Annotated in this window: 17 protein-coding genes; 7 read left to right on the top strand and 10 right to left on the bottom strand. The window is 68.5% G+C overall.

Annotation, left to right across the window (positions count from 1 at the left end):
• Nucleotides 1-61: 61 nt before the first annotated feature.
• Entirely contained in the window at nt 62-1,069 is a 1,008-nt protein-coding gene (locus ASE43_RS18815; RefSeq protein ID WP_056177204.1) for a glucokinase, read from the bottom strand.
• Nucleotides 1,070-1,501: 432 nt separating this feature from the next.
• Between ASE43_RS18815 and ASE43_RS18810 the strand changes: the two genes are divergently transcribed.
• From ASE43_RS18810 to ASE43_RS18800, 3 genes are all read left to right on the top strand, one after another.
• Nucleotides 1,502-2,821 carry a sugar MFS transporter gene (locus tag ASE43_RS18810; RefSeq protein ID WP_056177206.1) on the top strand — a complete coding sequence of 440 codons (1,320 nt, stop codon included), beginning with the start codon at nt 1,502-1,504 and terminating at the stop codon, nt 2,819-2,821.
• A gap of 97 nt (nt 2,822-2,918) precedes the next feature.
• Nucleotides 2,919-3,626 (top strand): class I SAM-dependent methyltransferase, encoded by a 708-nt coding sequence (locus ASE43_RS18805; protein ID WP_057161543.1) that lies wholly within the window; start codon nt 2,919-2,921, stop codon nt 3,624-3,626.
• A gap of 136 nt (nt 3,627-3,762) precedes the next feature.
• Complete coding sequence (locus ASE43_RS18800) at nt 3,763-4,806, top strand: LacI family DNA-binding transcriptional regulator (RefSeq protein ID WP_056177210.1); 1,044 nt, start codon at nt 3,763-3,765, stop codon at nt 4,804-4,806.
• Nucleotides 4,807-5,060: 254 nt separating this feature from the next.
• On the opposite strand, the gene eda is transcribed toward ASE43_RS18800, so the two are convergent.
• The 5 genes from eda to zwf all read right to left on the bottom strand — a co-directional run bounded on the left by eda (nt 5,061) and on the right by zwf (nt 11,173).
• A complete protein-coding gene (eda, locus tag ASE43_RS18795) occupies nt 5,061-5,708 on the bottom strand; it encodes a bifunctional 4-hydroxy-2-oxoglutarate aldolase/2-dehydro-3-deoxy-phosphogluconate aldolase (protein ID WP_056177212.1) in 648 nt (215 codons plus the stop codon).
• A 168-nt stretch (nt 5,709-5,876) separates the two neighbouring features.
• Nucleotides 5,877-6,557, bottom strand: coding sequence for an HAD family hydrolase (locus tag ASE43_RS18790; RefSeq protein WP_057161542.1), 681 nt, complete (start codon nt 6,555-6,557; stop codon nt 5,877-5,879).
• Nucleotides 6,558-6,953: 396 nt separating this feature from the next.
• Nucleotides 6,954-8,786, bottom strand: a complete 1,833-nt coding sequence (edd, locus tag ASE43_RS18785) for a phosphogluconate dehydratase (protein WP_056177216.1) — start codon at nt 8,784-8,786, stop codon at nt 6,954-6,956.
• A 130-nt stretch (nt 8,787-8,916) separates the two neighbouring features.
• Complete coding sequence (gene pgl, locus ASE43_RS18780; protein WP_057161541.1) at nt 8,917-9,672, bottom strand: 6-phosphogluconolactonase; 756 nt, start codon at nt 9,670-9,672, stop codon at nt 8,917-8,919.
• The gene (gene zwf, locus ASE43_RS18775; protein WP_057161540.1) at nt 9,656-11,173 is read right to left on the bottom strand and encodes a glucose-6-phosphate dehydrogenase; all 1,518 of its coding nucleotides are present in this window, start codon (nt 11,171-11,173) and stop codon (nt 9,656-9,658) included. The genes pgl and zwf overlap by 17 nt, the downstream gene beginning before the upstream one ends.
• Nucleotides 11,174-11,321: 148 nt before the next feature.
• Between zwf and ASE43_RS18770 the strand changes: the two genes are divergently transcribed.
• From ASE43_RS18770 to nagA, 3 genes are read left to right on the top strand one after another with little or no spacing between them, the layout of a single operon-like run.
• Nucleotides 11,322-12,074, top strand: coding sequence for a GntR family transcriptional regulator (locus ASE43_RS18770; protein ID WP_056177222.1), 753 nt, complete (start codon nt 11,322-11,324; stop codon nt 12,072-12,074).
• Nucleotides 12,075-12,109: 35 nt separating this feature from the next.
• Nucleotides 12,110-13,120 (top strand): SIS domain-containing protein, encoded by a 1,011-nt coding sequence (locus ASE43_RS18765; protein WP_057161594.1) that lies wholly within the window; start codon nt 12,110-12,112, stop codon nt 13,118-13,120.
• On the top strand, nt 13,120-14,262 hold the full coding sequence (gene nagA / locus ASE43_RS18760; protein ID WP_056177226.1) for an N-acetylglucosamine-6-phosphate deacetylase: 1,143 nt from the start codon (nt 13,120-13,122) through the stop codon (nt 14,260-14,262). The genes ASE43_RS18765 and nagA overlap by 1 nt, the downstream gene beginning before the upstream one ends.
• 215 nt (nt 14,263-14,477) lie before the next feature.
• On the opposite strand, the gene ASE43_RS18755 is transcribed toward nagA, so the two are convergent.
• The 4 genes from ASE43_RS18755 to ASE43_RS18740 all read right to left on the bottom strand — a co-directional run bounded on the left by ASE43_RS18755 (nt 14,478) and on the right by ASE43_RS18740 (nt 16,136).
• Nucleotides 14,478-14,996, bottom strand: a complete 519-nt coding sequence (locus ASE43_RS18755) for a hypothetical protein (protein WP_157500103.1) — start codon at nt 14,994-14,996, stop codon at nt 14,478-14,480.
• A gap of 93 nt (nt 14,997-15,089) precedes the next feature.
• Nucleotides 15,090-15,428 (bottom strand): hypothetical protein, encoded by a 339-nt coding sequence (locus tag ASE43_RS18750; RefSeq protein ID WP_235568821.1) that lies wholly within the window; start codon nt 15,426-15,428, stop codon nt 15,090-15,092.
• A gap of 3 nt (nt 15,429-15,431) precedes the next feature.
• Nucleotides 15,432-15,746, bottom strand: coding sequence for a zinc ribbon domain-containing protein (locus ASE43_RS18745; RefSeq protein ID WP_157500099.1), 315 nt, complete (start codon nt 15,744-15,746; stop codon nt 15,432-15,434).
• 63 nt (nt 15,747-15,809) lie between these two features.
• Nucleotides 15,810-16,136: a cyclic-phosphate processing receiver domain-containing protein gene (locus tag ASE43_RS18740; protein WP_056177237.1), complete on the bottom strand. Its 327-nt coding sequence runs from the start codon at nt 16,134-16,136 to the stop codon at nt 15,810-15,812.
• Between the two features lie 263 nt (nt 16,137-16,399).
• Between ASE43_RS18740 and ASE43_RS18735 the strand changes: the two genes are divergently transcribed.
• The gene (locus ASE43_RS18735) at nt 16,400-20,092 is read left to right on the top strand and encodes an indolepyruvate ferredoxin oxidoreductase family protein (protein ID WP_057161536.1); all 3,693 of its coding nucleotides are present in this window, start codon (nt 16,400-16,402) and stop codon (nt 20,090-20,092) included.
• Nucleotides 20,093-20,298 lie beyond the last annotated feature (206 nt).

Here is a 20,298-nt window from a genome sequence, read left to right as displayed (position 1 = left end):
CCAGCGCCGTTGGTGGCCGGCGCCGGCAATTCAGCGGATAACGCGAAGCGCGCTGCCGGGCTCAGGCCTCATTGGCGTGCTCCAGGTACCAACTGGCGGCGCCGATGACGCCGAGTTGTTCGTTCTCGATCAGGCGCACCGGCACGCGCTCCAACACCGGGCGCATCGCGCCCTTGTTGAGCAGGCGCTCGCGGAAAGCGCTGGCGTCGAGGAAATCCTTGAGCTGCGGCAGGATGCCGCCGGCGATGAACACCGCCTTGGCGCCGCTGACCACGGCCAGGTCGCCGATCACGCTGCCCAGCAGCGCGCAGAAGGTCAGCACCGCCTCGCGCGCGATCGCGTCGCCGCGGCGCGCGGCCTGGGTGATCGCGGCCGGCGCGCGCAGGCTGGGTTCGACGCCGTCGATCGCGCACAGCGCGTCGTACAGGTTGACCAGGCCGGGGCCGGAGACCAGGTGTTCGGTGGATACGTGCGCGCCGCGCTGCTGCATCCAGCGCAGGATCTCGATCTCGCGCGCGCCGCCCGGCGCGAACGCGGTGTGGCCGGATTCGGTCGGCAGCACCACGGTGGCGTCGCGGAACGGAATGCGCACCGCCGCGCCCAGACCGGTGCCCGGGCCGATCACCAGCACCGGACCCGGTGCGGCATCGCTGACGCCGGGCGTGAGCAGGGTGGAGTCGGCGGGCGCCATGCATTGGGCGGCGTGGGCGGCGGCCTGGAAATCGTTGATGAACAGCACTTCGCGCAGGCCCAGCTCGCGACGCAGCTCGGACAGCGAAATCCGCCAGGGCAGATTGGAATTGATGACCGCGTCGTCCAGGACCACGCCCGCACAGGCGATCGCGACCCGGTCGGCGCCGGCGCCGGCGCCCGCGCCGGCCAGGAAGTCGGCCAGGATCGCGGACAGGCTGGGGTAGTCGGCGCACACGTACTTGCGATGCGCGAGCACCGCGACCGCGCTTTCGCCCGGACCGCCCGCGCGCACCAGGCCGACCCGGGTGTGGGTGCCGCCGACGTCGGCGGCGATGAACGGGGACGCGGCCGGAGCCAGCTTGCTGGCAGCGCTCATGCGGTCCACTCCGGGACGGTGGTTGCGGCAACGGCGTTTTGACCGCCCGCCCTTTCGGCGCGCATCGGCTGCGCTGCACGGGGCGAAACCGCCGTCCGCTTGGAATCCCACTGCATCGCTTCCCTCCATTGATCCCGGCCAGCCCCCGCTGGCGGTGCCGAGATTGCCCACCATTTGACAACGTTGTCAACTCGCGGTCACGCAGCCCTAACAAAGGCACTAAAACTGCGAACTAGCGGCATTTTCCATGATGCGACGCAGCATAGGGACGCGCTCGCGCGGCCCAGGCCCAGGCTGGGTTTCGGGCTGCCTTCTGGCTTGTCGGACAAAGTTGTGACACCGTTGAGCCAACGGATGTCGTGCAAGTCAAATGCGACAGTGCCGTAACGCCGCGGGGCGCTCCCCGCGTTCCTGGAGGGGAGTCCTGATCACATGTCCACGCCCAATACCGGCGGCCCGCCGCAGCGCTATCTCGGCTCGATCGCGATCGTCGGCGCGCTGTTCTTCATCTTCGGCTTCGTCACCTGGCTCAACGGCCCGCTGATCTCGTTCGCGCAGCTGGCGTTCGACGTGAGCGAATCGCTGGCCTTCCTGATCCCGAGCGCCTTCTACATCTCGTACTTTTGCCTCGCCCTGCCTTCGTCGTCGATCCTCAAGAAGACGGGCATGAAGAAGGGCATGGCGCTGGGCCTGTTCCTGATGGCCGTCGGCGCGGCCGTGTTCGGCCACTACACGACGCAGCGCATCTATCCGGGCGCGGTGACGGGCGTGTTCGTGATCGGCGCGGGTCTGGCGATTCTGCAGACCGCGGTAAACCCCTACATCAGCATCCTGGGACCGATCGAGGGTGCGGCGCAGCGCATCGCGGTCATGGGCATCTGCAACAAACTCGCCGGTTGGGCGGCCCCCTTCGTCATCGGCACGCTCGTCATGCATGGCATGGGCGACGTCGCCAGCCAGGTCGACGGCGCGGATGCCGCAACGAAGGCGGCGGTGCTCAACGAGTTCGCCGCTCGCATTCATACCCCTTACATGGTGATGGCGGGACTGCTGGCCCTGCTCGCAGTGGGCATCCTGTTCTCGCCGTTGCCGGAAATTCGCGCCGAAGAAGTCAATGCCGACGGTTCGGACGCCCAGTCCGGCGGCAGGCCGGCCGGACTGCTGCAGTTTCCTCATGTCTGGTTGGGCGCACTGTGCATCTTCGTGTATGTCGGCGCGGAGGTGATGGCCGGCGATGCGATCGGCACCTACGGCCACGGCTTCGGCCTGCCACTGGACCAGACCAAGTTCTTCACCTCGTTCACTCTGGGCGCGATGTTGGTCGGCTACCTGGTGGGCCTCGTCACGATCCCGCGCTTCATCTCGCAGGAACGCTACCTCAGCCTGTCGGCAGTGCTCGGCGTGGCCCTGACCATCGGCGCCTACCTCACCCACGGCATGGTCTCGGTCGGCTTCGTCGCCGCGCTGGGCTTCGCCAACGCGATGATGTGGCCGGCGATATTCCCGCTCGCGATCCGCGGCCTGGGCCGTCTCACCGAAAAGGGATCGGCGCTGTTGATCATGGGTATCGCAGGCGGCGCGGTGATTCCGCAGCTGTTCGTGCACCTCAAGCAGCACTACGACTTCCAAGCCGTGTTCGCGCTGTTGATGATCCCCTGCTACCTCTACATCCTGTACTTCGCCCTGCGCGGCTATCGCGTCGGGCTGCGCCGCAACGCCAACGTCGGCGCCGCGGCGGCTCAGCGCGGCTGAGCGCGACGCGACGCGACGGACCGGGGATGCCTCCGGTCCGTCGCGAACGCCGATACCATAGGCGGCCGATACCGGCGCCAGGGTCAGCCAGGACTTTATGCAGCACGCGGATACCCGTTCGATCGTCAGCGGCGATACCCAGTACACCAAGGACTGGTTCCAGGCCCATGTGCGCAACTGGGAGCGTTGGCTGGACGGCTTCCGCGATCGCCCGGGTTTGCGCTTCCTCGAGATCGGCAGCTTCGAGGGCCGCTCGACGGTGTGGTTGCTGCAAAACGTGCTGACCCAGCCCGACAGCCGCATCGACTGCATCGACCTGTTCCGCCCCGATCCGCTGCAGGGCGACTACCACCAGCGCTTCCGCGCCAACGTCGCGCCGTGGAAGCAGCGGGTGACCGAGTACGCCGGTCCCAGCGCCGAGCAGCTGGGCCGGGTGACCGGCCCCTACGACATGATCTACGTCGACGGCTGGCATACCGCGTTCGGCGCGCTCGCCGACGGCGTGATGTCCTGGCCGCTGCTCAAGGTCGGCGGGCTGATGATCTTCGACGACTACCTGTGGATGCCGCCGGCCTATTACGAGGCCAGCAAGCCCAACAAGCTGGTGCGCGAGTTCTGGCGCGCGCTGGGCAAGCGCTGGCAGGACCGCGCGATCGCGCGCATCGCCGCGCAGACGCCCAAGCTGGGCATCGACGGTCTGCTGCGCACGCTGGAAGGCCAGTACGAACTGGTCGAGCGCGGCTACCAGCTGGCGATCCGCAAGACCCGGGCGTTCGAGGACGTGACCCTGGAACTGGACACCTGAACCGCCGGCGCGCGCCTGTGCCGAAACCGGCCGACCGCGCGCGCCGCTTGCGTCGCGTCGGCGCCCGAGTAGGCTAGGCGCAACGCCCACGCGTGCGAACGCGGCGGCGACTCCGATCGACTACCCCGAGGCAGCGGTGCGCCGACCCACGATCAAAGATGTCGCCGAACGCGCGCAGGTCTCGCTGAAAACCGTATCGCGGGTCATCAACGACGAACCCAGCGTGCGCGCCCGCACCCGCGCGCGGGTGAACCAGGCGATCGCCGAACTCGACTACCGCCCCGACCCGTCGGCGCGCAGCCTGCGCAGCGCGATGCCGTATGCGCTGGGCGTGGTCTACGACAACCCCAACCCCTACTACATCATCAGCGTGCAGAACGGCGTGCTCGCGGCCTGCCGCGAAACCGGCTACGGGCTGCAGATCCATCCCTGCGATTCGTCCTCGCCGTTGCTGGCCGCCGACCTGATCGACCTGGTCCAGGGCGCGCGCCTGGCCGGACTGGTGCTGGCGCCGCCGATGTCGGAACGCATGGAGCTGGTCAGCGAACTGGTCGCGCATGGGATACGCCTGGTGCGCATCGTCTCCGCCGCCGAAGACCCCAAGGACGGCTCGCCCTGCGTCTGGGTCGACGACCGCGACGCCGCTTACGACATCACCGAGCATCTGATCCAGCTCGGCCACCAGCGCATCGGTTTCCTCTGGGGCGGCAAGTCGCACCGCTCCAGTTGGGAACGTTACAAGGGTTACGCGCAAGCCTTGGCCGACTACGGTATCGGCGAGGACGAGGACCTGGTGCTGCCGGGCGACTACTCCTTCGACGACGGCTTCCGCGGCGCGCGCCGTTTGTTCGCCCTGCCCAACCGGCCTACGGCGATCTTCGGCAGCAACGACGAGATCGCCGCCGGCGTGCTGGCGGCGGCCAAGTCCAGCGGCATGCATGTGCCCTACGACCTGTCGATCGCCGGCTTCGAGGACAGCCCGTTCTCCAAGCAGTCCTGGCCGACCCTGACCACCGCGCGCCAGGCCACCGAGGAAATCGCGCGCCACGCCGCCTATCGCCTGATCGCCGACCTGCGCCGCGAGACCGACCAGCCCTTGCAGGTGCCGGCGAACGAAGGTTTCAGCCCGATCCTGGTGGTGCGCGGTTCGACCGCGCCGCCGCGTCCGCCGCAGGCTTGAGCGCGCCAATCAGCGACGCCCCGCCTCACAGCCTCGGGCCCATAGGAGCGGCGCGTGCCGCGACCGCGAAACTACGGCTACTGCGCAATCGCGGCTTACGCCGCTCCCACAGAGAGCACGACGTTTCATCGCTATCCATGCGCGATGCGCTGGCTTCGTGTGGGAGCGGCGTAAGCCGCGATTGCGAATCTTCGGCGGCCTGCGCGGTCGCGGCTCACGCCGCTCCTACCCCAAGGCGGAATGCGGTCGTGCGATCAGCCGCGCAGTTGCGAGGCTACGCGCGCCAGGGCTTCGATCCGGGCCCAGTCGCCGGCGTTCACCGCGGCCGGCGGACACACCCAGGAGCCGCCCACGCAGGGCACGTTGGCCAGGGCCAGGTACTGCGGCGCGTTGTCCGGGCCGATGCCGCCGGTGGCGCAGAAGCGCAGGTCCGGTAGCGGTCCGCCCAGGCCGCGCAGGGCGCCGGTGCCGCCGATGGACTCGGCCGGAAAGAACTTCAGATAACGGTAGCCGTGATCGGCCAGCGTCATCGCCTCCGACGCGGTCGCCGCGCCCGGCAGCCACGGCAGATCGGTGCACTGCGCGGCCGCGATCAGACTGGCCGAGGCGCCCGGCGATACCGCGAAGGTCGCCCCGGCCTTCTGCGCGGCGGCGAAATCGGCCGGCCGGCGCACGCTGCCGACGCCGACCGCGGCGCCCTCGACTTCGTTGGCGATCGCACGCACCGCGTCCAACGCGACCGGGGTACGCAGGGTCACCTCGATCGCGGGCAGTCCGCCGGCGACCAGGGCGCGCGCCAGCGGCACCGCGTGCGCGAGATCCTCGATCACCAGCACCGGCACCACCGGCGCCAGCGCCAGCACGGCGGCGATGCGTTCCTGCAGATCGTGGATCGAGTTCATTGCAAGCTCCATGGATAGATGCACGGCTGGTATAGCGAAACGCAATGCGGCGGTGTCGACGGCGCAGGATGCGGTGAGCGCAGCGAACCGCATCGTAGAGGCTGCACACCCGGCGGTCACCCGGCTCGTTGCGCGTTGCGCTGGTCGCCGCGCGAGCGCCGCCGACGCTCAAGCGCGCGCGGCGACTTCGTCGATGTGCTTGAGCAGGTCGGCCGGGTCCTCGTAGACCCGGAACGCGCCGGCGCGCTCGAGCTCGTCCTGGCCGTAGCCGCCCGATAGCAGACCCACGCCCAGCGCGCGTGCGCGCCGCGCGGCCAGCAGGTCCCAGATGCTGTCGCCGACCACGATGGAATGCTCGATGTCGGCGCCCAGCTTGTCGGCCGCGGCCAGGAACAGATCGGGATCGGGCTTGGCGTGGCGGACCATGTCGCGGGTGATCACCGGCACTTTCTCCGGATCCACGCCCAGCGCGACCAGGTTGTGGCGCGCGGTCTCCATGCGTCCGCTGGTCGCGATCGACCACGGAATCTCGTTCTCGCTGAGGTAGGCCAGCAGCTCGACCGCGCCAGGCAGCGGCCGGATCTGCGCGGCCTGCGCGCCGTAGGCCTGGGCATGCAGCTTATGCAGACGCTCGACCCGCTCCGCAGTGATGTCGATACCGGTCTCGCGCAGCAGGATGTTGGTGAACAGCCCGCCGCTCATGCCGATCTTGCGGTGGATGCGCCACACCGATAGCGGAATGCCGTCGGCATCCAGGGCCTGCTTCCACGCCAGCACGTGCTGATAGACGCTGTCGACCAGGGTGCCGTCCAGGTCGAACAGGAAGGCGGTGCGGACGGGGGCGGGCATGGGGGCTCCAGAGGTGGGGGCTAAGGGGGCTTCAGTTTTGCGGGGCTGCGACTGCTGCGAAATCTCTTTTGCTTTTTTTGCCGTCATTCCCGCGAAGGCGGGAATCCAGTGACTGGGTTGTCGTAGCGATTGCGATGGATTCGAACGGAGGTGGCTCGCATTGCCGTTCTTCGTAGCACTCGCCGTTGACGCTACATGGCGCTTAAGTCACTGGATTCCCGCTTTCGCGGGAATGACGGCGGAAGTAGCGCGGCAGATCCATCATGGCTGCGTTCGACCTCATCACGATTGCCGCAACAGCCAAGTCACTGGATTCCCGCTTTCGCGGGAATGACGGCCGTAGTGACGTCGCGATAACGGTGCGATAGCGACAAGGGTTAATGCATCAACGCGGTCCTATCCCTCCTCCCGCGCAAACACCCCCGCCCCCCGATCCGCCGGCGCAGCGTAGTCGCGGAACGCGGCGAACAGTTCGCGGCCCATGCCGACGTGGTGCGAGGACAGATCCGCGCGCGCATGTTCGCGCTGGGTCCAATCGTCCTCGGTGCGCAGGCTGAGCGTGCCCGCGATAGCGTCCACGCGCACGACGTCGCCGTCGCGCAGCTGCGCCAGCGGGCCGCCGCAGGCGGCTTCGGGAGTGACGTGGATGGCCGCCGGCACTTGGCCGGAGGCGCCGGACATGCGGCCGTCGGTGACCAGGGCGACGCGATGGCCGCGCTTTTGCAGCACGGTCAGCGTGGGAGTGAGCTGGTGCAGTTCCGGCATGCCGTTCGCGCGCGGGCCCTGGAAGCGCACCACCACCACCACGTCGCGCTCGAGCTCGCCGCGTTCGAAGGCCTGCTTGACCTCGTACTGCTCGCTGAACACCCGGCACGGCGCCTCGACCACCCAGCGGTCCTCGGGCACCGCCGAGACCTTGATCGCGGCGGTGCCGAGTTCGCCGACCAGCACGCGCAGGCCGCCGTCGGCGCGAAACGGCTCGGCGACCGGACGCAGTACGGAGGGGTCGCCGCTGCGGCCGGTCGCCGGCACGTAGGCGATGCGCCCATCGCCTTCGAGCCGCGCTTCGACGCGGTAACGGTTAAGGCCGGGGCCGGCCACCGTCTCGACATCGCCATGCAGAAGACCGGCGTCGAGCAGCTCGCCTATCAGGAACGCCAAACCGCCGGCTGCGTGAAAATGATTCACGTCGGCGCTGCCGTTGGGGTACACGCGCGCCAGCAGCGGGATCGCCGAGGACAGGGCGTCGAAATCCTCCAGCCTCAGCTCGATCCCGGCCGCCGCGGCGATCGCGATCAGATGCAGCAGGTGATTGGTGGAGCCGCCGGTGGCGTGCAGGCCGATCACGCCGTTGACGATCGCGCGCTCGTCGACGATGCGGCCGATCGGGCGATAGTCCTCGCCCAGGGCGGTGATCTGCGCGGCTCGCTGCGCGGTCGACGCGGTCAGCGCGTCGCGCAGCGGCGTGTTGGGATGGACGAAGCTGGAGCCGGGCAGGTGCAGGCCCATCAGTTCCATCAGCATCTGGTTGGAATTGGCGGTGCCGTAGAAGGTGCAGGTACCGGGGCCGTGGTAGCTGCGCGCCTCGGCTTCCAGCAGTTCGTCGCGGGTGGCATCGCCGGTGGCGTAGCGCTGGCGCACGCGCGACTTCTCGTCGTTGGGCAGGCCCGAGGTCATCGGCCCGGCCGGCACGAAGATGCCGGGCAGGTGGCCGAAGTGCAGTGCGCCGATCAGCAGGCCCGGCACGATCTTGTCGCACACGCCCAGGTACAGCGCGGCATCGAACATGTCGTGCGACAACGCGATCGCGGTCGACATCGCGATCACGTCGCGCGAGAACAGCGACAGCTCCATGCCCTCGCGGCCCTGGGTCACGCCGTCGCACATCGCCGGCACGCCGCCGGCGACCTGCGCGGTCGCGCCGGCCTCGCGCGCGGCGGCCTTGAGCAGATCGGGGAAGCGCTCCAGCGGCTGATGCGCCGAGAGCATGTCGTTGTAGGAGGTCACGATGCCCAGGTTGGGCGCGTGGCCCGAGCGCAGCGCCTGCTTGTCGCCGGGCGCGCAGGCCGCGAAGCCGTGGGCGAGGTTGCCGCAGGACAGGCGCCGGCGCTGCGGTCCGCCGCCCTGGGCGGCGTCGATGCGCGCGAGGTAGGCGTCGCGACGGACGCGGCTGCGTTCGACGATACGTTGGGTGACTTGCGCGACTACGGGATGCAATGAGGTGTTCACGGGGACTCGTTGGCTGCGAAGCGCGGGCGATGGAGGTCCGGGTCGGTACGTCGTCCAGCATAGGGCGACAGCGCGCCGCGGGTGGGAGGGGCGAACTCCGCGGCGGCGCTGCCTATGAAGCCCGCAGCGATCACGGACTCCAATACAGGGTCGGCGGCGAGGGCGCGCCCGCCAGCACCGAGCGGATCGGCAGGACGCTGCGCGGATCGCGCTGCACGGCGTCCAGCAAGGCACGCTTCTTCGCGCCTTCGATATGCAGGTATAGCGCCGGCGCGGTGAAGATCGCGCTCAGGGTCAGGCTCATGCGCGGCTCCGGCATGGCCTCGGTGCGCACCGCCATCACCGGAGCGCGTCCGCGCGGCTGCAGGCCGATCTCGCGCAGCGCCGGGTTGTCGCGGCCCAGGTCGGGGAACAGCGAGGCGACATGGCCGTCCTCGCCCATGCCCAGCACCGCCACGTCCAGCGGCAGGCCTTCGTTGGCGATCTTGGTCAGCACCGGCATCAGCGCCGCTTCCGGAGTTTCGGTGGGACGGTACATCGGCAGCAGGCGCGCGGCGGCGGCGTTGTCGCGCAGCAGATGATCGCGCAGCAGCTTCTCGTTGGAACGCGGATGCTCCGGCGGCAGCCAGCGCTCGTCGACCGGCAGCACGGTCACCCGCGCCCAATCCAGCGTCTGCGTCGCCAAGGCCTCGAAGAAGCGCTTGGGCGTGTTGCCGCCGGACAGCGCGATGCAGGCCTCGCCGTGGCGCGCGAGCGCGCCGCGCAGATCGGCCGCGACCTGCTTGGCCAAGGCCTGCGCCAGTTGTTCGGCATCCTCGAACAGGCGCTCGTGCAGCGGCAGGGGCAGCGGTTCGATCACGGTCAAGCGCTCAGCCTGCATCTTCATGCCAGGTCCTCCCGTCGCGTTCGATCAGGGCCACCGCGGCGCTGGGGCCCCAGCTGCCGGCGGTGTAGGGGCGCGGCGCCTCGGCGCCCGCGGCCCAGGCGGCGCGGATCGGGTCGATCCACGTCCAGGCCGCGTCGACCTCGTCGCGGCGCATGAACAGCATCGGATTGCCGCGCACCACGTCCATCAGCAGACGCTCGTAGGCGTCGGCCTGACGGCCGCCGAAGGCCGCGGCGAAACTCATGTCCAAGGGCACGTGGCGCAGGCGCAGGCCACCCGGGCCCGGCACCTTGTTCATCAGCCACAGCTTCACGCCCTCGTCGGGCTGCAGGCGCAGCACCAACTTGTTCGGCGCCAGGCGGCTGGAAGGGTCCTGTTCGGTGAGCTCTTCGAAGATCGAATGCGGCACCTGGCGGAAGGTCACCACGATCTCCGACACCCGCTCGCCCAGGCGCTTGCCGGTGCGCAGATAGAACGGCACGCCGGCCCAGCGCCAGTTCTTCACTTCGGCCTTGAGCGCGACGAAGGTTTCGGTGTGCGATTGCGCACCCAGCTCTTGCGCATAGCCCGGCACCGCGCGGCCGTCGACCGCGCCGGCCTTGTACTGGCCGCGCACGGTGTACTGGGCCGCGTTGCCGTTCTCGATCGGGCGCAGCGCGCGCAGCACCTTCAGTTTCTCGTCGCGGATCGCATCGGCGGCCAGCGAGGACGGCGGTTCCATCGCCACCAGGCACAGCAGCTGCAGCAGATGGTTCTGGACCATGTCGCGCAGCGCGCCGGACTTGTCGTAGTACGGCGCGCGCGATTCCACGCCCACCGTTTCGGCCACCGTGATCTGGACGTGATCGATGTGCTCGGCCTTCCACAGCGGCTCGAACAACGCGTTGCCGAAGCGCAGCGCGGTCAGGTTCTGCACCGTCTCCTTGCCCAGGTAATGGTCGATGCGGAATATCTGGGTTTCGGCGAACACGCGCCCGAGCGCGTCGTTGATCGCGTCGGCGCTGGCGCCGTCCTTGCCCAGCGGCTTCTCCACCACCACCCGCGTCTTCGGGCCGACCAGGCCGTGCGACTGCAGACGGTCGCCGACGATGCCGAACAGGTCCGGCCCGACCGCGAGGTAGAACACGCGTACGCGTTCGTCGCCGGCGAACTCGGCCGCGAACTCCGGCCAGGCCGCGTCCGAACTCAGGTCCAGGCGGCGGTACAGCAGCAATGCGAGGAAGCCGTCGATGGCGTCGGACTCGCGCGCATCGAGATTGGCGAACTGGGCCAAGGCCTCGCGCACCCGGCCGCGGTAGTCGTCGTCGCTCTGGCTGTCGCGCGCGATCGCGACGATGCGGGTGCCGGCGACGATCTGGCCGTCGGCATAGCGGTGGAACAGCGCCGGCAGCAGCTTGCGCATGGCCAGGTCGCCGGTGCCGCCGAAGATCACCAGGTCGAAGGGAGACAACGGCGCCGAATGCGGCGCCTGGGACGGGGACGGCACGGAGTACACGCTCATGGACGGGCTCGGACTGGTATGGGCAAAACCATACCGGTAAAGATACCAGTGAGATACCAGTTACGCAAATTTACGATAAATCAATCGCTTATAATGAGATAGAGGCCCCAGGTTGCCGCCAGTGGTCTGTGACTGGTATCTTTTCCCCATGGAGCCCTACCTCGTCAGCGAGTTCCGCCGCCAGGCCCAGACGCGTCGCGCGCCGGCCTACCAGCACCTGCGCCGGACCCTGCAGCACGCGATCGAGAACGGCGAGATCACCGCCGGCCAGGCCCTGCCCGGCGAACGCGAACTGGGCAAGCTGCTGGACCTGTCGCGGGTGACCGTGCGCAAGGCCATCGCCGGCCTGGTCGCCGACGGCCTGCTGGTGCAGCGCCAGGGCGCTGGCACCTTCGTGGCCGAGCGCATCGTCAAATCCTTCTCGCGCCTGACCAGCTTCACCGACGACCTGCGCGCGCGCGGGCTGGACCCGCGCTCGACCTTCCTGGAGCGCGGCGTCGGCGAGGTCACGCCCGAGGAGGCGATGGCGCTGAACCTGTCGCCGGGCGCCTCGGTGATCCGCTACTACCGCCTGCGCACCGCCGACGGCGTGGCCCTGGCGCTGGAGCGCACGGTGGTGCCGCTGGCGGTGCTGCCCGATCCCGGCCTGGTCGAGAACTCGCTGTACGAAGCCTTCTCCAAGCTCGGCATCCGCCCGGCGCGCGCGCTGCAGCGCCTGCGCGCGATTGCCTTCGACGCCGAGCAGGCGCGGCTGATGGGCCTGCCCGAGGGCGCGCCCGGTCTGTTCATCGAACGTCGCACCTTCCTCGACGACGGCCGCGTCGTCGAATTCACCCGATCCTTCTACCGCGGCGACGCCTACGACTTCGTCGCCGAACTGCAGAGCGAAACCACGCCGTGAGCACACAGACCCTGCTGGACCCGACGAGCACGCGCATGTACGCCGAGGCGCAGGAAGCCGGCGACGCGGTCGCGCGCCAGTTCGCGGCCAACGCCGACGCGATCGACGACCTCAGCGATCGCCTGCGCCAGCGCCCGCCGCGCTTCATCGTCACCTGCGCGCGCGGCAGCTCCGATCACGCCGCGACCTACGGCAAGTATCTGTTCGAGACCCAGCTGGGCCTGATCACCGCTTCGGCCTCGCCCTCGGTGGGTTCGGTCTACGCGATCCGGCCCAAGCTCGACGACGCCCTGTTCGTGGCGATCTCGCAATCGGGCAAGAGCCCGGATCTGTTGCGCAACGCCGAGATCGCCAAGTCCGCCGGCGCGCATGTGGTGGCCTTGGTCAACGTGCTCGATTCGCCGCTGGCCGGTATCGCCGACACGGTGCTGGGCCTGCACGCGGGCCCGGAAACCAGCGTGGCAGCGACCAAGAGCTATCTGTGCTCGCTGTCGGCGCTGCTGCAGCTGACCGCGCGCTGGAGCAACGACGCCACCCTGTTCAACGCCGTGCATGCCCTGCCCGAGGCGTTGCGCGCCTCGTTCGAACAGGACTGGTCGCCGTTGGTCGAAGGCCTGGTCGACGCGCGCAATCTGTTCGTAGTCGGTCGCGGCCTGGGTCTGGGCGCGGCGCAGGAAGCCGCGCTCAAGTTCAAGGAAACCTGCGGCCTGCACGCCGAGGCCTTCAGCAGCGCCGAGGTCAAGCACGGCCCGATGGCGATCGTCGGCCCCGGCTTTCCGGTGCTGGCCTTCGCCCAGGACGACGGCACCGGCGACGGCACGGTAGCGGTGGCCGAGGAGTTCCGCGCGCGCGGCGCGCCGGTATGGCTGGCCGCGCCCGGACGCTCGGGCGCGGGCAGCCTGCCCCTGGCGCGCTCGCAGCACCCGGCGATGACGCCGCTGCTGACCGTGGCCAGCTTCTACAAGGCGGCCAATGCGCTGTCGGTGGCGCGCGGGCACAATCCGGATCTGCCGCCGCATCTGAACAAGGTCACTGAGACCGTCTGATGTCGGCTTCCGTCGCCACCGCCTTCGTCAACGGCCGCGTGCTCAGCGAACGCGGTTTCGAATCCGATCTGTGCGTGATCGTCGAGGACGGCCACATCGTCGCCGTGGTCCCGGGCGCCGCGCCTGCCGGCGCGCAGGTGGTCGATCTGCAGGGCCGCTATCTGGTGCCCGGCTTCATCGACACCCAGGTCAACGGCGGCGGCGACGTGTTGTTCAACGATGCGCCCACGGTCGAAGGATTGCACCGGATCGCCGAGGCGCACCGCCGCTACGGCACCACCGGCCTGATGCCGACCCTGATCAGCGACGACGTCGCGGTGATGCTGCGCGCGATCGCGGCGGTGCGAGAGGCGATCGCTCAAGGCGTGCCGGGCATTCTAGGCATCCACCTCGAAGGCCCCTATCTGGCCAGCGCGCGCAAGGGCGTGCACAACCCCGACAAGTTCCACACCCCGGATGCGGACGAACTCGACCGCATCGCCTCGCTGGGCGTCGGCAAGACCATGCTCACGCTGGCGCCGGAACGTTTCGACGATGCCACCTTGCAGGCCCTGGCCGCGCGCGGTGTGCTGGTCTGCGCCGGCCATACCGCCGCCGACTACGAACGCCTGCGCGCGGCTTTCGCCCACGGCGTGCGCGGCGTGACTCATTTGTTCAACGCGATGACGCCGATGGGCAGCCGCGAACCCGGCGGCGTCGGCGCGGCGATCGAGGACCCGAACAGCTGGTGCGGCGTGATCGTCGACGGCGAACACGTGCACGATGCATCCTTGCGCATCGCCATCGCCGCCAAGCCGCGCGGCAAGATCATGCTGGTCACCGACGCGATGCCGCCGGTCGGCGGCGAGCGCGAGGACTTCGTGCTCTACGGCCAGACCATGACCTGCCGCGACGGCAAGTGCAGCACCGCCGAAGGCACGCTGGCCGGTTCCGCGCTGGACATGGCCAGCGCGGTGCGCAACACCGTGCAGCGCCTGGGCTTGCCGCTGGACGAGGCCTGCCGCATGGCCTCGACCTATCCGGCCGAGTTCCTCGGCCTGGGCCACGAACTGGGCCGAATCGCGCCGGGTTATCGCGCGGATCTGGTGGTGCTGGACGAAGCCTTGCGGGTTACCGGCACCTGGATCGGCGGCCGCGCCTAAGCGTCCGCGCGCAAGATCGACGAATGCAGGGTGCGTTGAGCGCAGCGAAACGCACTATCGCCCTACCCGGCGCCTCGCCTCGATTGGCTAGAGGCCCAGCACCTCAAGCACCCGCAGGATGCGGTTCCTCGATGTCTATGGCCCCACGACGAGACCGTTTGTACCCGACGCAAGTTCACGGCAGGACGGAATGCTCATAAGCCAACCACTGCGTATTAGTCGCTGAGCCAGACCCGCAGAAATTTTTGTTTCGAGTTGCTCCAGAAGTAGAGCGAGGCGGCACTTTCTGGCCTGAAGTACATGAGACTTGGGGAGGACAACTTCAGTTTTGGTCGGCCCGAATCAGGACCGAAGTTGCAATCTTCCGCGTAATCGAAACAAGCGTACGCGACGACGCCCGGCGGCTCCACGTCTATCGCCATCGCCAGGGAGGCATCCGGATGGCTTGCGCTGCCTTTGATGTGATCAAGCTTGATCCAGTGGTAACCGCCATCCCGATCCGACAAATGAACCCAGAGCGCTTCGTCGCCGGACTTACGGCGGATGAGCAGCAAGGCTGTATCTTGCCGGCCATCCGCGTTGAAGTCGGCGATCGCACGGGTGAATTTGTTCGGCGACTGCTGGAGCATCGGATCGGCAAGCTCGCGGGCGTTCGGCGGGCGCCAACCCGAAGGCAGTTCACCATGTGCCGGCAGCGCACCCGCGGCCAACAGGACAGTCGCAAGTATCGACATAACGCAGACGTTCCCCGAAGACGGCGTGCGACTCGAATCTTACGTCGGCCGTCCATCGCGCGCCACGTCGCGGCCGAACCGAGCGCCTACTCTTTACAGCGGGCGATCGCGCACGAGCACCGAATGATGCACCGCCAACACCGTCGCCACGCCCACATCGCGTGAGCCCTCCGCCACTTTCAGCACGCGACCCACCCATAGCGTGCCGGGATATTGCTCCGGCGCGAGAAACCACACGTCCGCACGCGCACGGCCGCCGGTTTCCACATGTGGCACATCGATGAATTCGTGATAGCTGGAGGTCCACTCGTCGGCCCCGATCGCGTACAGCGGCCGGTAACCGGACAACACGCGCTTGACGTTACCGGCGTGCGTGCGCGCGGTCAGTTCGAACAACACGGTTGCGTGAGCGGGCATGGGCGGACGACTCATGGCTTAGCCCTTCTCGAATACATGCTTGGACTGCTTCGCGCCGCAGGCCGGACAGTAACTCGCTTGCGGCGTACGCAAGGGTTTTCCGCAGTTCGTACATGGCGGGCCGTACAGCGACGCGCGGTGATGCCATAGCGCATTCGGGTTAGCCTCGCGGAAGCCGGTCAAACGCTCGTAGAAACTCAACGCGCGGAGGCTGTCGACGGATTGCATCGCCGCCGCGAGGCCGTCGCCGGTAATGACGCGGTGGCGCTGGACATCCTCGATGACCCGCATCAGCAACGGCTCCATCGACTGCCACTCTTCGTCGGTCAGCATCGGCAGGACCCTGTCGCAACGCCAGCAATAGAGGTCTTGGGGCATGGCGCGAGTCCGGTTCGATCAATGGTTCGCCACGTCGTTCGATGAGGGCGTAGCCTGCGCCGCCAACCTGACGATCGCCGCGATCCCCGCCTCCATCCGCAAGCGCGCCGCCGGATTGGCCGAGTGCACCGCGATCGCGGGCGGGCGGAAACCGTCCAGCGCCACCGCTTCTTCGATCCAGGCGATCACGTCGTAGCCGGTGCCGCGGGCGTCGTCGCCGAGGTCGTGGTCCAGGCTGATCTGCGTCACCGTGCCCTGGCGCAGCAAGGCGATCGCCTCGTCGGGCCAATAGACCCGTACCCAGCCGTCAGGCGTCGTTCGTTCGTCGTCGAGGTACACGCGCATGGCCGCGACCTTAGCGACAGGGCGCGGCGAACGCGAGCGGCCGGGCGGAATCGGTTTCAGTTGAAACCACCGCCACATTGCGCGTGCCTGCAGGCCCGCTTCGCCTCGGCCATTGCGGCCGCGGCGGGCCGCCTCGCGGCCGCCATACGCACAAAGGCTATAATTCCGAGTCTTTGCTCGGACCCGGCGGTCGCCGGCTCCCGGCCGGACGCCGTCGTCCCTCCCCCGCCAGCCCACCCGCGGCACCGCCGCGAGAGCCCGCCATGACCAGCACCGCAGAACTCAGCTCGCCCTCGTCGGCGAACACCGCCCTGACCAACAGCGTCCTCGACCCGGACTACGGACTGGACCACAAGTACACCCGTCAGGAAGGCCGCATCTACCTGTCCGGTGTGCAAGCGCTGGTGCGCCTGCCGCTGATGCAGCGACTGCGCGATCAGGCCGCCGGCCTGAACACGGGCGGCTTCATCTCCGGCTACCGCGGCTCGCCGCTGGGCGGTTTCGACCTGGAGCTGTGGCGCGCGCGCAAGCATCTGGAGGCGGCGGGCGTGAAGTTCACCCCGGGCCTCAACGAGGACCTGGGCGCGACCATGGTCTGGGGCACCCAGCAGACCAATCTGTTCCCGGGCGCCAAGGTCGAAGGCGTGTACGGCATGTGGTACGGCAAGGGCCCGGGCGTGGACCGCACCGGCGACGTGTTCAAGCACGCCAACGCGGCCGGCACCGGCAAGTACGGCGGCGTGCTGGCGCTGGCGGCCGACGATCATGCCTGCCGCTCCTCGACCCTGCCGCACGGCTCGGAAGGCGAATTCGTCAGCGCGATGATGCCGATCCTGAACCCGGCCGGCGTGCAGGACATCCTCGACATGGGCCTGGTCGGCTGGGCGATGTCGCGCTACACCGGCCGTTGGGTCGGCTTCAAGACCATCGCCGAGACCGTCGAGTCCTCGGCCTCGGTCGACGTCAATCCGCTGGCGCTGCAGATCGTCACCCCCGACGACTTCCAGTTGCCGCCGGGCGGCCTCAACATCCGTTGGCCCGATCCGCCGATGGATCAGGAAATGCGCCTGCACCAGTACGCGGTCAAGGCCGCGCAGGCGTTCGCGCGCGCCAACAAGATCGACCGCCTGGTCATCGATTCGGCGAATGCGCGCCTGGGCATCATCACCACCGGCAAGAGCTACCTGGACGTGCTGCAGGCCCTGGAATACCTGGGTCTGGACGCGCGCGCCTGCTCGGAGCTGGGCATCCGCGTCTACAAGGTCGGCATGACCTGGCCGCTGGAGCCGGTCGGCCTGCGCGCGTTCGCGCGCGGCCTGCAGGACATCCTGGTGGTCGAGGAGAAGCACGCCTTCATCGAAAGCCAGATGAAGGAGTCGATGTACAACTGGGACGGCGGCCAGCGTCCGTCGATCGTCGGCAAGTACGACGAGAGCGGCGAGTGGATCCTGCCGTCCACCGGCGAACTCACCCCGGCCCGCATCGCCGGCGTGATCGCGCGCCGCATCCAGCGCTTCCACGACAGCGAACACATGCGCGACGTGCTGCGCTGGATGGAGGAGAAGGAATCCGAACTGGCCCTGCCGCGCGCCGCGTTCCCGCGCGTGCCGCACTACTGCTCGGGCTGCCCGCACAACACCTCCACCGTGGTGCCGGAAGGCTCGCGCGCGCTGGGCGGTATCGGTTGCCATTACATGGTGACCTGGATGGACCGCAGCACCGACACCTTCACCCACATGGGCGGCGAAGGCGTGACCTGGTCGGGCCAGGCGGCGTTCACCGAAACGCCGCACGTGTTCCAGAACCTCGGCGACGGCACCTACTTCCACTCCGGCTCGCTCGCGATCCGCCAGTCGGTCGCCACCGGCGTCAACATCACCTACAAGATCCTCTACAACGACGCGGTCGCGATGACCGGCGGCCAGCCCGTCGACGGCACCCTGTCGGTTCCGCAGATCGCGCACCAGGTGCGCAGCGAAGGCGTGCAGACCATCGTGCTGGTGTCCGACGATCTGGCCAAGTGGAGCAAGCGCGAGATCTTCCCGGGCGAGATGGAGTTCTACGACCGCAAGGAACTCGACGAGGTGCAAAAGCGCCTGCGCGAGGTCAAGGGCGTCAGCGTGCTGATCTACGACCAGACCTGCGCCACCGAGAAGCGCCGTCGCCGCAAGCGCGGCAAGATGGTCGATCCGCAGAAGCGCGTGATGGTCAACAGCCTGGTCTGCGAAGGCTGCGGCGACTGCGGCAAGAAGTCGTTCTGCGTGTCGGTGCTGCCCAAGGAAACCGAGTTCGGCCGCAAGCGCGAGATCGACCAGTCCAACTGCAACAAGGACTATTCCTGCGTCAACGGCTTCTGCCCCAGCTTCGTCACCGTGCACGGCGGCGGCCTGAAGAAGAAGAAGAGCAGCAACGCCAAGGACCGCCTCAGCGATCTGCCGCTGCCGCAGCTGCCCGCGCTGGATCAGCCCTGGAACATCCTGATCACCGGCGTCGGCGGCACCGGCGTGGTCACCATCGGCGCGCTGCTGGGCATGGCCGGTCACCTGGAAGGCAAGGGCGCGTCCGTGCTCGACCAGACCGGTCTGGCCCAGAAGGGCGGCGCGGTCACCACCCACATCCGCATCGCCAAGACCCCGCAGGACATCCACGCCGTGCGCATCGCCGCCGGCGAGGCCGACCTGGTGCTGGGCTGCGACATGGTCGTGGTCAACGACTACTGGGCGCTGTCCAAGGTGCGTGCCGGCCGCAGTGCGGTCGTGCTCAACAGCTATGAAGCGATGCCGGGCACCTTCACCACGCGTCCGGACATGCAGTTCCCGGCCACCGACATCGTCGCCGCGATCAAGCTGGCGCTGGGCGGCCAGGACCCGTACGTGGTCGACGCGACCCAGCTGGCCACCGCGCTGATGGGCGATGCGATCGCGACCAATCTGTTCATCCTCGGCTACGCCTGGCAACGCGGCCTGGTGCCGATCGCGTTCGACGCGCTGATGCGCGCGGTCGAGCTCAACGGCGCGGCGATCGAGATGAACAAGACCGCCTTCGCCTGGGGTCGTCTGGCGGTGGTCGATCCGGCCGCCGTGGCCGAGGCCGCCGGCCTGGTGCGCAACGCCCAGACCCGCGCCGAAGCCACCCCGCACGACCTGCCGCACCTGGCGCCGGGCGAGTGGGAAGGCAACGAATGGGGCGCCACCTCGGCCCCGCGCGCGACCCGCAACGAAGACGAACTGCGCCACGTGCCGGCCCAGGCCGACAGCGACAACGTCGCCTTCCTGCCGCTGGACGACCTGCGCCTGTCGCGTTCGCTGGACGAGCTGATCTCGCGCCGCGTCGCCTTCCTCACCGACTATCAGGACGCCAACTACGCCAAGCGCTACACCGACTTCGTCGCCAAGGTGCGCGAGGCCGAGCAGCGCAAGGCGCCGGGTTCGACCGACCTGACCGAGGCGGTCGCGCGTTATTTCTTCAAGCTCATGGCCTACAAGGACGAGTACGAAGTGGCGCGCCTGTACACCAGCGGCGAGTTCCAACGCCGCCTGCAGCAGCAGTTCGACGGCGACTACACGCTCAAGTTCCACCTCGCCCCGCCGCTGCTGGCCAAGAAGGACGCGCAGGGCCGCCTGATCAAGCAGGAGTTCGGCCCCTGGGTGTTCACCGCGTTCAAGTGGATGGCCAAGCTGCGCAAGCTGCGCGGCGGCAAGCTCGACATCTTCGGCTACACCGAGGAGCGCAAGATGGAGCGCCAGCTGATCGCCGACTACGAGCGCACCGTGGGCGAACTGCTGGGCACCCTGGACAGCGGCAACGCCGATCTGGCGGCCGAGATCGCCTCGATCCCGGAACACATCCGCGGCTACGGTCACGTCAAGGAAGCGCACCTGCACAAGGCCAAGGAGCGCGAAGCGGAGCTGATCAAGCAGTACCGCAATCCGCTGCGGATCGTGCAGGCGGCATAAGCGGTCGTCACCACCGGAACAGAAGAAAACCCCGCGCTGCGGGGTTTTCTTTTGGGCGTGGGGCGACGGCCACGCCCATGGCTCCTGCGCCGGTTTGACCAGGGGCGGCGCTCTGGTTAGCCTCGGCGGCGCGTAGTAGCTCAACGGGTCGTCGGCCTGCCCGTACAAGCGATCCAGATGCTCCAGCAGCGGCAGACCGAAGCGAC

It is taken from the genome of Lysobacter sp. Root983 (genome assembly GCF_001429345.1).
Classification (GTDB): Bacteria; Pseudomonadota; Gammaproteobacteria; order Xanthomonadales; family Xanthomonadaceae; genus Lysobacter.
Note: the sequence above shows the minus strand (reverse complement) of the source record. Positions and strands in the feature narration are given on the sequence as shown.

What these genes read in the sequence shown, in the direction of transcription:
- ASE43_RS18815 (WP_056177204.1), bottom strand. Translation starts at nt 1,069, where the DNA reads ATGAGCGCTGCCAGCAAGCTGGCTCCGGCCGCGTCCCCGTTCATCGCC.
- ASE43_RS18810 (WP_056177206.1), top strand. Translation starts at nt 1,502, where the DNA reads ATGTCCACGCCCAATACCGGCGGCCCGCCGCAGCGCTATCTCGGCTCG.
- ASE43_RS18805 (WP_057161543.1), top strand. Translation starts at nt 2,919, where the DNA reads ATGCAGCACGCGGATACCCGTTCGATCGTCAGCGGCGATACCCAGTAC.
- eda (WP_056177212.1), bottom strand. Translation starts at nt 5,708, where the DNA reads ATGAACTCGATCCACGATCTGCAGGAACGCATCGCCGCCGTGCTGGCG.
- ASE43_RS18790 (WP_057161542.1), bottom strand. Translation starts at nt 6,557, where the DNA reads ATGCCCGCCCCCGTCCGCACCGCCTTCCTGTTCGACCTGGACGGCACC.
- pgl (WP_057161541.1), bottom strand. Translation starts at nt 9,672, where the DNA reads ATGAAGATGCAGGCTGAGCGCTTGACCGTGATCGAACCGCTGCCCCTG.
- zwf (WP_057161540.1), bottom strand. Translation starts at nt 11,173, where the DNA reads ATGAGCGTGTACTCCGTGCCGTCCCCGTCCCAGGCGCCGCATTCGGCG.
- ASE43_RS18770 (WP_056177222.1), top strand. Translation starts at nt 11,322, where the DNA reads ATGGAGCCCTACCTCGTCAGCGAGTTCCGCCGCCAGGCCCAGACGCGT.
- ASE43_RS18765 (WP_057161594.1), top strand. Translation starts at nt 12,110, where the DNA reads ATGTACGCCGAGGCGCAGGAAGCCGGCGACGCGGTCGCGCGCCAGTTC.
- nagA (WP_056177226.1), top strand. Translation starts at nt 13,120, where the DNA reads ATGTCGGCTTCCGTCGCCACCGCCTTCGTCAACGGCCGCGTGCTCAGC.
- ASE43_RS18755 (WP_157500103.1), bottom strand. Translation starts at nt 14,996, where the DNA reads ATGTCGATACTTGCGACTGTCCTGTTGGCCGCGGGTGCGCTGCCGGCA.
- ASE43_RS18750 (WP_235568821.1), bottom strand. Translation starts at nt 15,428, where the DNA reads ATGAGTCGTCCGCCCATGCCCGCTCACGCAACCGTGTTGTTCGAACTG.
- ASE43_RS18745 (WP_157500099.1), bottom strand. Translation starts at nt 15,746, where the DNA reads ATGCTGACCGACGAAGAGTGGCAGTCGATGGAGCCGTTGCTGATGCGG.
- ASE43_RS18740 (WP_056177237.1), bottom strand. Translation starts at nt 16,136, where the DNA reads ATGCGCGTGTACCTCGACGACGAACGAACGACGCCTGACGGCTGGGTA.
- ASE43_RS18735 (WP_057161536.1), top strand. Translation starts at nt 16,400, where the DNA reads ATGACCAGCACCGCAGAACTCAGCTCGCCCTCGTCGGCGAACACCGCC.